At 41.8% G+C, this 9,931-nt stretch carries 11 protein-coding genes; 3 read left to right on the top strand and 8 right to left on the bottom strand.

The window, feature by feature from the left end; genetic code table 11:
- The coding region (locus Q0212_RS10035) for a phosphatidylinositol-specific phospholipase C domain-containing protein (RefSeq protein ID WP_297925020.1) at window positions 1-554 on the bottom strand (554 nt) is incomplete at its 3' end.
- A 106-nt stretch (window positions 555-660) separates the two neighbouring features.
- Between Q0212_RS10035 and Q0212_RS10030 the strand changes: the two genes are divergently transcribed.
- A complete protein-coding gene (locus tag Q0212_RS10030) occupies window positions 661-1,107 on the top strand; it encodes a GNAT family N-acetyltransferase (protein WP_297925019.1) in 447 nt (148 codons plus the stop codon).
- Here Q0212_RS10030 and Q0212_RS10025 read toward each other — a convergent pair.
- The 7 genes from Q0212_RS10025 to Q0212_RS09995 form a co-directional block, all read right to left on the bottom strand.
- Window positions 1,104-2,081: a tRNA-dihydrouridine synthase family protein gene (locus Q0212_RS10025; protein ID WP_297925016.1), complete on the bottom strand. Its 978-nt coding sequence runs from the start codon at window positions 2,079-2,081 to the stop codon at window positions 1,104-1,106. The genes Q0212_RS10030 and Q0212_RS10025 overlap by 4 nt on opposite strands.
- A gap of 43 nt (window positions 2,082-2,124) precedes the next feature.
- A complete protein-coding gene (gene xrtQ, locus Q0212_RS10020) occupies window positions 2,125-3,483 on the bottom strand; it encodes an exosortase Q (RefSeq protein WP_297925014.1) in 1,359 nt (452 codons plus the stop codon).
- A gap of 112 nt (window positions 3,484-3,595) precedes the next feature.
- A complete protein-coding gene (locus Q0212_RS10015) occupies window positions 3,596-5,629 on the bottom strand; it encodes a VIT and VWA domain-containing protein (RefSeq protein WP_297925012.1) in 2,034 nt (677 codons plus the stop codon).
- Window positions 5,630-5,747: 118 nt separating this feature from the next.
- Entirely contained in the window at window positions 5,748-6,224 is a 477-nt protein-coding gene (locus tag Q0212_RS10010) for an SRPBCC family protein (RefSeq protein WP_297925010.1), read from the bottom strand.
- A 124-nt stretch (window positions 6,225-6,348) separates the two neighbouring features.
- Window positions 6,349-7,503, bottom strand: coding sequence for an FAD-dependent oxidoreductase (locus Q0212_RS10005; protein ID WP_297925009.1), 1,155 nt, complete (start codon window positions 7,501-7,503; stop codon window positions 6,349-6,351).
- A 169-nt stretch (window positions 7,504-7,672) separates the two neighbouring features.
- Complete coding sequence (locus tag Q0212_RS10000; RefSeq protein ID WP_107864073.1) at window positions 7,673-7,837, bottom strand: rubredoxin; 165 nt, start codon at window positions 7,835-7,837, stop codon at window positions 7,673-7,675.
- A 170-nt stretch (window positions 7,838-8,007) separates the two neighbouring features.
- On the bottom strand, window positions 8,008-8,478 hold the full coding sequence (locus Q0212_RS09995) for a rubrerythrin family protein (protein ID WP_297925004.1): 471 nt from the start codon (window positions 8,476-8,478) through the stop codon (window positions 8,008-8,010).
- Between the two features lie 179 nt (window positions 8,479-8,657).
- Between Q0212_RS09995 and Q0212_RS09990 the strand changes: the two genes are divergently transcribed.
- Entirely contained in the window at window positions 8,658-9,176 is a 519-nt protein-coding gene (locus Q0212_RS09990; RefSeq protein WP_297925001.1) for a chorismate lyase, read from the top strand.
- Window positions 9,173-9,931 (top strand): 4-hydroxybenzoate octaprenyltransferase (gene ubiA, locus Q0212_RS09985; protein ID WP_297924999.1); only part of this gene is annotated, 759 nt, incomplete at its 3' end. The genes Q0212_RS09990 and ubiA, both read left to right, overlap by 4 nt.

Genomic DNA, 9,931 nt, shown 5'->3' with positions numbered 1-9,931 from the left:
TGTAAAACCACGGCTTTGCCACGCACTTGCCCTAAATTTGGGTTAGCACTGTTGGATTGCCATAATAAATTGGGATAACGCTGCGCATAAGCAGAAAAAGTATCTTCAAAACTACGGGTATTACCGACAGGGTCATATTCTTCTTTCACACGCATCAACACTGTTTCACTGGGATTAGCCTGTAAAAACTGCTGTAATGTGCTAAAAACATCATCTAAATTGGCATTTTGATAGACAAAACCATGATGAATAGCGCAGCTATTGTAGTAATGTCGACAACGAATATCTAAGGCACGAATACCCGATTGCAGTTGCATATTCAACGACATCGATTGAGTTTGTACGCTATCGCCGCCATACAGTGACATGGTGTCATGGGTACCGACCATCGAAATTTGGCTAATTGGGCGATCATTCGGCAATTGCGCCATCCACGTTGAATTACGATAGCCAATATCACCGTCATGAGAATACGCTGACCAATCAATCGCTGTAGCAATCTGACTAATTGCCAAACCAAGAGTGAAAGTGAAAGTTTGTAGTAATTTTTTCATGACTATGCCTTATTTATAGCTGTTTTAATCGCCACATTATTTAACAAAAACTGCTCGCAAAATAGGCAATCCATGCCAATTTTTTGTCATAAAAAAAGGAGAAATCATGATTGAAGCTGTCAATGACCAAACATTAGCCGACGTTTTACCTTTAATTGCTCAATATCAAGCTTTTTATCAAGTTGCTGATATTAATTCACAACGCAATGAGCAATTTTTTAGTCAATTTGTTAATCATAGTCCTTTAGGTGCTTTGTTTTTATATCGACAAAATGGCAAAGTCATTGGTTTTGCGACGGTTTATTTTAGTTTTTCGTCAACTATTACGGCTAAAGTTGGCATTATGAACGATTTATTTACCTTGGAAGATTATCGCGGCCAAGGCATTGGCAAAGCCTTAATTAATCATTGCTTAGATTATGCTTTAAACCAAGGTGCAGCACGTTTACAGTGGGTGACTGCCTTAGATAACACACAAGCACAAGCCTTATATAATTCTTTAGACACCCATAAAAAACCTTGGCTATTTTATACTTATGCGCCAAAGACTTAGGCTGACTGCTGAACAATTTGATAAATTTGGCTATATGAACGCTCTTTTTTAATCTGTTGAAAGAGCGTTTGTGCTTCTGGCCATGCTTGCAGCAACATCCCCAACCATTGTTTATAACGACCTACTGCACCTGCTTCTGTCCATTTTTGTTGGCTATCCACCACTAAAGGATTAACCACTGCCTGTTGCATGTGCTGCAAAAATTGTCTTTGCCAATCAAGTAATTGTGCCCACGTTAATTGATATGTCTCGCCTCGCAACGCACGAATTAAATAGGGCTGGATTACTGCTGCTCGGCCAATCATGATATCTGTGCACTGCGATTGTTGTTGGCATCGCTGAGCATTCGTTACCGAATCAATGTCACCATTAGCAATCATGGGGAGTTTAACGTGTTGGCGAATGGTAGCTAATTCATGCCAATGGGCGGGAGGGCGATAACCGTCAGCTTTGGTACGGGCATGAATCGTTAACCAACTAGCCCCTGCACTCTCAATCGCTAAGGCGTTATCCACCATTTTTGAACGGTCATTGACACCCAAACGCATTTTGGCACTGACAGGAATCTGTTTAGGAACAGCATTGCGTACCGCCAACACAATCTGATGTACTAATTCAGGCTCTTCTAATAACACCGCCCCACCGCGATGTTGATTCACTGACTTTGCAGGACAACCAAAATTTAAGTCGATCGCAGGTGCACCCAACTCCACGACTCGTTGGGCATTTTCGGCTAAGAGTTGTGGGTCGCTGCCTAATAGTTGAATATGGACAGGTGTACCACTGGCTGTTTTGCCATTTGTTAATAATTCGGGGCAATAATGATAAAAAGCTTTAGGTAATAACAGTTGTTGAGTAATGCGAATAAATTCTGTCACACACCAATCAAAGCCTGTTTGACCTGCCATTTGCGTTAAAATATGACGCATATGGACGTCAGTTAATCCCTCCATGGGTGCAAGGATAATTTTCATGTAGCGGCTAGTCTCTGTTAAAACTCGCGAAGTGTAGCAGTATTTATCGCTCTGCCACCATAGCCACTACTTCGGCGGTGGTAATTGCCCACCATACACCTTGGCTTTGGCCTAATTCTGCCTGCCAATACCAACTTGAGGTATCGGTAAAAACCTTGCCTTGTTTATCGACAATTCTTTCACAGACTCGGACTATTTGGCCTTGTTTAGTCGCATAAAAACACCGCCATACCCGTTGTTGATCATCATATTCTAATTGTTCGTGCTGAATGTGATAACCCAAGCCTTTATAACAATCACTGGCAGGATGCAGCATTCGTGTCGGTTGCTCAACATAACGCAACACAATTTGTCGTTGACCATCACTAAAACGACCAATATGCCCTGCAAAATTTGCAGCAAAACGATTTTCTACCACCGATAAGGCTAAGGGTTGTAACGGCTTGCCATCCCATTGCTGTGGCCATTCGATATATTTAGGATTGGTTTGTGTTGTTGCTGATTGTTTTGACCAAGACACCGCACCCGACAACATCATACACAGCATAACCAAAGGGAATAGCCATGCTGGACTGGCCAAGACCATTGATTTTTCTTGTTTTTCGGGAGTCGGCTGTTTGCTTAACAACCATGCCACCACACTACAAACCATGACCAAAATGACTAAACCAATACTTTGATGCAACGAATCGCTTAATCCTTGTGGCCGTGTTTCTAAAACCACCAAACAAGTATTGCGAATAATATTGCCCAACAACACCAATACCCCTAATAACGGCCAACAACGCAAAAAATGCTTATCGGCTATTTGTCGATATAGGGCGATGACACAGGCAAAAAAATACACCATCCATGCCAGTTGTACTCCCGAACAAGGTGCATCAACCATCACCAATTGGCCATTAATTTGTAGATTCGTCCCTATTCTCTCAACTTGATTACCCCATAATTGTAAAATCCATGCGCTACATTGAGCAGTAATGACTCTTAATGGAAAGCCTGCATAAAACTGTAACGATGATAATAAGGGTAGGCTTAACACTGCTAAGCCAAAAATCGGTAAATAAGGGCTATTTTGTGGCAAAAAAGCCGCTATTAGCATCGAAATTGCTAAAACTGCCAATAAAGAAGACAGCAGTGGTGGCAACATTAACCATGCACCACAAGCTGCCAATTGCAAAACAACCGCCATCAGCAAAAATCTTGTTTTTGGTGCTTGCCATGCGGATTGCTGAGTGATGAGTAAGGCAGCCAAACTCAGCACGGCAATAACTCCCAACGGTTGGTCAGAACCATCTTGCATTCTGGCCGCTATCCATTGGCCTTGCGGCCATAAGGCCAACAATTGACTGATCAAACACAGCCATAAACAAGCGGTCATGGATAGACGATTATTAAACATGATGAACTTCTTTGTTGGGGGCTGAGACATTGCATGGACATGTCTCAGCCCTGAGTATTAGCTTCTTCTTGGACTATTAGGACGTACACCGTTACCAATTATCTATTTGAATTTAAATAATTTTTCTACGATAAGTCTTTTTCATGATGACTAACATCAAGAAAACTAAGGCTAAAGCTAACCATAAATTGGGTTCAGGTGTTGAAGGAATTCCTGAACCAAGCGCCAAATTACTGACGCCTTCTGGTAGTGGAACAGGCTGGGTGACGGTGCTGCTATCTTCTGGGTTAACATTGCGTACCACTTCATCAACAGCCACAAAACTGGTGTAGGCAGATAACAAACCATACTTTAACGCCACATCAGTAATGGCTTGTTTATAAGAACCATTACCTTCTAAGGCTTCTTGATCGGACAATTCGGCTATTTTTTGTCTTGCCCATAATAAACGTAAGGCACTGTTATCTTCGCTATTGTCACTTTTTGCAGACACTTGTTGTTGATATTCACCCTCAGTACTACGACCTGTAACCACTAAGGTTGCTTCAGCCTCTTTATCACGACGACTACGCCATTTTCCCATGACCATGACAGGACGGCCAGATAACACATCAGCTAACACAGTGGGTTGAATATCATAAGCTTCAACACCTGTGAGCTTAGCGGTGACTTGGGTTAATACAGGTGCTTGAATCATTTTGCGTAAATGTTCGGCTTGTTCGTCGGCTTCTTCAGGTTTAGTGACAATAAAGGGTTCACCCTGACCTGCACGCGCCATACCTTCAATCAACACCCGATTAACACTGCTACCAATACCAAAGGCAAAGACATTGGCTTGATGTAATTGCTGACGAATTAATTTAAATACTTCATCTTCAACCGTCACATAACCATCAGTCACCACAATCACACTACGAGACACATCAGGCGATTTGGGTAATTCGGTGATTTTGCGCAAAGCAGGCACAATTTCGGTGCTGCCGCCACCCTGTTGTTGATCAATAGTATCTATGGCTTGTTGAATATTGCTTGCAGTAGCAGGTAAAGATTGTGGGGCTAACATTGAGCTATTGCCCGAAAACAACATCACATTGAAGGTATCTGTTGAACGTAATCCGCCAATTAGGTTGCGTAATAATTGTTTGGTAATATCCAGTGGATGACCTTGCATGGACCCAGAGACATCAACGACAAAAATATAATCACGGGGCTGAATTTGGGCAGTAGCGACTTGTTTTGGCGGCTCTACCATACCTAAAAAAAAGTTTTCATCCTTGCCACGGTATAACAACAATCCTGACTGAATCTTTTCACCTGCCAAACGATAGCGCAACACAAAATCTCTGTTATTAGCGATTTGATTATCACCCAACATCACATCAACGTGTTTGCTGCCCAGACCATCACTGCGTAAAGAATGCGAGGGTGATGACACCATTTGTACAGGAATAGGACTATCCATGGTCACTTTAATATTAAAGCGACTTTCTGAGGCAATGCCTTGTGGCAAGGTGGGATTTTTTACCCATTTTTCGGCAGCCGCTGGGCTTTGTGGACTGTTATAACGCGGGCCAACCACGGTTGGAAAAACAAAGCTATACAACATATCACGAGGGCTTAACAATTCGGTATAACGTAACTCAACGACAACTTCATCATTAGGCAAAATATTAGCGACATTCATCTCAAAGACATTTGGACGCTGTTGTTCTAATAATGCCGCCGTTTTCCCTTCGGATTTAGCCGTTTCATATTCTTGTTTAGCTTGTTGTTTTTCACGTAACCGAGCAGTTAACAACCGATCTTGCAAACGTACCGTCATCGCATAAACGGCTGATTGGCTTGAACTTGGAAACACATAACGGGCTTCAATGGTGCGTTTGCCTTCGTTACGATACACCTGTTTAATGGTGACATCGGCAATCATGCCAACAATATGGACATCAACTTTGGTTGATTTTAGTGGTAAACGATCGGTTTCTGGATCATTACTATTAATAAAAAAATAAGGGCTTTCTGTTTGAACGGCTTCGGAATCATCGGCATGAACCCAAGCTGCACAAGACATTAAAACCAACATAAAAAAAACATAAACTACCATCAGATCACGCATGATGATGTAGCGATAATTGAGACGAGCAAACATGACAAGCTCCTTTTTAAAAATTAGCTTGCCTTAGCTTATAAACAGCGATTGAACACACAGGGGGGATTGTGTGAAGTTTGAGTGAAGAGTGTTTTGAATTGACGCTGTTTTCGCTTATTTATTTTGCTAAGCGTTTTGGTTGCCGCTTTTCTTGTAGTTTTCTATCCAAAATCATTAATGCCGATTTAAACGCTGCTTTAACCATCCAACCCGATACTGTAGATAAAATTTTTGGAGGAATAGTTTGTGAAGGGATGACAAAACAAGACTCCCAAGTCACTTCAATTAATTTATGCCCCACTTTTTTGAAGATAAAACTACCATGTTGATGGTCAAAATAAGGGCGTGTTTCAAAAATTTTATAATCAACACGATTGGGTCGATCAAACAGGGTAAATTCTTCCTTAAACCAAACTACGCCTAATTCCACTTCACGCTGTGTGCCTACACCGTCTTTTTCACCTGATTTTGCTAAACACAAACGCTCCACATGAAATAAACGAGACACATAGGGATAACGATCCGCATTAATCACTGCTTCAAATACTTCATCCAAAGAACCTTGAAAAGTATGTCTTACCGAAATTTCCGTCATGTGCTTTTCCTCTTAGTTAGTAAAAATTAAGGTTTTGCTCGCTCGCAGTAGCCCTCTCCTACAGGAGAGGGAAGCTTATTTCCTTGTTAAACAGCGCTAAAGCAGCAAAATCCTTATTGAGATTTTACACTAACCAAGCAGGAACTTGTTTGGCCAATTCAGCTTTTAAGGCTGCATCACCAGCAAATGACCCTGTTAAGGCATAAGCCAATAATTGACCTTCAGCATTTTTAAACAACGCTTTAACGTTGTTGCCATCTTGACTATCAACTGTCCACTCACCCTGCATACTTGGGAAAGTGGGTGCAACCACCACCGCACAAACAGGCGTTTTAACTTGCACTGGCATCACAGGATAACTAATCGCGGTTGTTTGACCTGATAAAGTTTTAGCTAATGCACGCGCACCTGCCATTAATGGCAAGACATAGGGCAACACTAAACCTTCGACTTCGGCACAATCGCCCAATGCATAAATATCGGCTTGGCTAGTGGCTAAGGTTTTATCAACGACAATACCCCGATTAACCGCCAACCCTGCTTCTTTGGCAAGGCTAATACGTGGGCGCAAACCAATCGCTGACAATACGATATCACCTTGGATTTCGCTGCCATCGGATAACACAGCACGAACACCCTCACCGTCTTTATAAACAGCCTGAACGCTCACGCCAAAATGGAATTTAACGCCCAAACCTTCTAAGGCATTACCCACAGCTTGCGAAGCCACAGGCGGTAATAAGGCTGGCAACACCCGACCAACTGGCTCAATTAATTGCACTGCATAACCGCCATTAGTCAAATCGTTGGCATATTCACAACCAATTAAACCGCCACCAATCACAATTACATTCTTTTTGCCCGCAGCAGCTTGTTGAAACTTGGCATAATCCATTAAATCATTAACGGTATAAACTTGGTCTAAACCATCACCTGCTAATGGTGGTTGAAAGGGATCAGCACCAAGCGCCAGTACTAATTGCTCATAGGCAATGCTTACACCATCAACAGTCACCGTTTTTGTTTGAGTATCAATGGCATCCACCGTGGCAAAGGTTCTAATTTCGGCTTTAAGCTGCTCAGACATTTGCGCCGCACTTTGCATGGCTAATTGATCGGCAGTTTTGCCTTTGGTGTAACCAGTTGACAACATAGGCTTTGAGTAATTACGGCCATCATCACGGCTAATAATCACCAATGCTTTTTCGGGGTTCAGTTTGCGCCATTCACGCGCCAAGTTATAACCTGCTAAACCTGTACCAATAATGACTAATGCCATGATTTTTCCTCAATAAAATAACAGCCCTCACTCTAACTCTCTCCCAAAAGGAGAGAGAACTCCCTCTCCTGTGGGAGAGGGTCGGGGTGAGGGCTAAAAATAGCAACAAAATCAAACCATAAAAAAGGCGCAACTTTGTGCGCCCTTTGATCTTTTTTGAACAATAGAATTAAATTTCTACCATTTCAAAATCATCTTTACCCACGCCACAATCTGGGCAAACCCAATCGGCTGGCACGTCAGCCCATGCTGTTCCTGCTGGCACGCCATCCCAAGGCATACCGACAGCTTCATCATAAATAAAACCACAAACAATACATTGCCACTTCTTCATGTTAAACCTCTTGCTAAGCTGGCTAGATTTTAAAACTGTCTACCTTACGCACAAACCGCTTTATTTGCAATCTCTGCTAAACTGTCACATTGTTTAATGTAAAGTTTAACATATTTTTTTGCTTGACTGGCTACGCCAAACGCCAAAAAAGCTATTAATAACAGAAAAATTTAAAGGGCAGCTAAACGTTGGCGATAGTGATTAGCATGACGCTCTTCCACTTTAGCCAAAGCGGCAAAACGTTTTGCTGCTTTTTCTAACACCTTAGCAAAAGCCTCCGCATGTTCTTTTGATTCTGCAATTTGCTCATCAAACTCTTGAATAGCGTCAGCTTTACCTTCAGCAATCGCCGTTTCTTTAAACTTAGGATACATTTCGGTGTATTCATAGGTTTCACCCGCAATGGCAATTTCGAGCATTTTTGCTGGGTTTAGGCTTTCTGCGGGATACAACAAATCCAAATGACCAAAAGCATGTTGGATCTCTTGTTTTGCTGTTTCCTCAAATGCTTGTGCGGTAGCTTCATCACCCATTGCCCGCGCAAGTTTGGCAAAATAGCTATACTTCATAAATGCCATTGATTCGCCTGCAAATGCACCTTCTAAATTCTTTTCGGTTAATGTGGCTGGAATCTTACTCATGTTGCATTCTCCAAATCTCATTTGTTTCTCGTTGAATTGAAGATTAAAGCTTGGCAAAATCTTTAGCCAATTAAATAAAATCTATTTTTTAATAGCTAAAAACTATTAATATTGATAGGCCAGACAGCCATTAAACTGAGTATAATTCGTTGTTATCAATGACCTCTTAGATACATTGTATGCCCCTTTATCCTCGCTGGTTAACGCCAACTCGCTATTGGCAAGCGCAACTTCGCTCTCCGTACAAAGCGTGGCTTTTGTCACAAGGCTCTTTAACTGCTTATTTAGTGGCTTTAAGTCATGGTCATTTTAGGGTAAAAGTACAACATGAAGCGTGGCAGAAACCCACCTTAGATGAACGATTGAGCCTAAAATTACCTCATCAACAATATGCGTGGGTGCGTGAAGTCGCGTTGTTAGGTCACAATCAACAATGGGTCACTGCACGAAGCATTATTCCCCAACACACCTTAGTGGGTCGAGGCAGACGCTTAAAGTATTTGGGGTCACGCTCTTTAGGCAGTTTGTTGTTTAAAGGGGGCAAACGTGGCCAATTAGTGATTTGTTCACCCAACTCACAACACCACCATTGGACTCGGCGTTCGTTGTTTTATTATGCGAATCGTCCTTTATTGGTACAGGAAAAGTTTTTACCTGCTTTATTTGAGGCTGCTCAGCAACAGCAGATTTGTTTATGACATTATTTTTGCTACAACGTTTACCGCTCTATGCCGAAGTAATGAGATTGCATCGCCCTATTGGTATTTATTTGCTGTTATGGCCAACCTTATGGGCGGTTTGGTTAGCGAGTAATGGTAAACCTGATGCTTCGATTGTGTTGATTTTTATCTTGGGCGTGGTGTTTATGCGTTCGGCAGGTTGTGTGATTAACGACTGGGCAGATCGCAATTTTGATGGTCATGTAGCACGCACCAAAGACCGCCCAATTGCCAATGGGCGTTTGCCTGCACGTGAAGCCTTGTATTTGTTTGTATTTTTGGTTGCCTGTTCTGCGTTGTTATTGCCGTTTTTAAATCTACAAACTTTTTTTTGGTCATTTGGTGCATTAGCTTTAGCCAGTTTATATCCGTTTATGAAACGGTTTATTTATTTACCGCAATTAGTCTTGGGTGCGGCTTTTTCGTGGGCAATTCCCATGGCTTTTGTGGCACAAAATCATAGCCCCGATTTAATTTGTTGGTTGTTATATGCGGCAAATTTAATTTGGACAGTGGCTTATGATACCCAATATGCGATGGCTGATCGGGATGATGATTTAAAAATTGGCGTAAAATCAACCGCGATTTTATTTGGTCGTTTTGACTTAATTATCATTAGCTTACTGCAAGGTTTGTTTATTTTATTATTGGCCTTAATTGGTTATTTACAACACTTTGGTTTAATTTGGGCAATTACTTTAGGCGTTTGTGGTGGCTTGTTTATTTGGCAATAT

This window comes from uncultured Agitococcus sp., from assembly GCF_937920075.1.
Taxonomy (GTDB): Bacteria; Pseudomonadota; Gammaproteobacteria; order Pseudomonadales; family Moraxellaceae; genus Agitococcus.
Note: the sequence above shows the minus strand (reverse complement) of the source record. Positions and strands in the feature narration are given on the sequence as shown.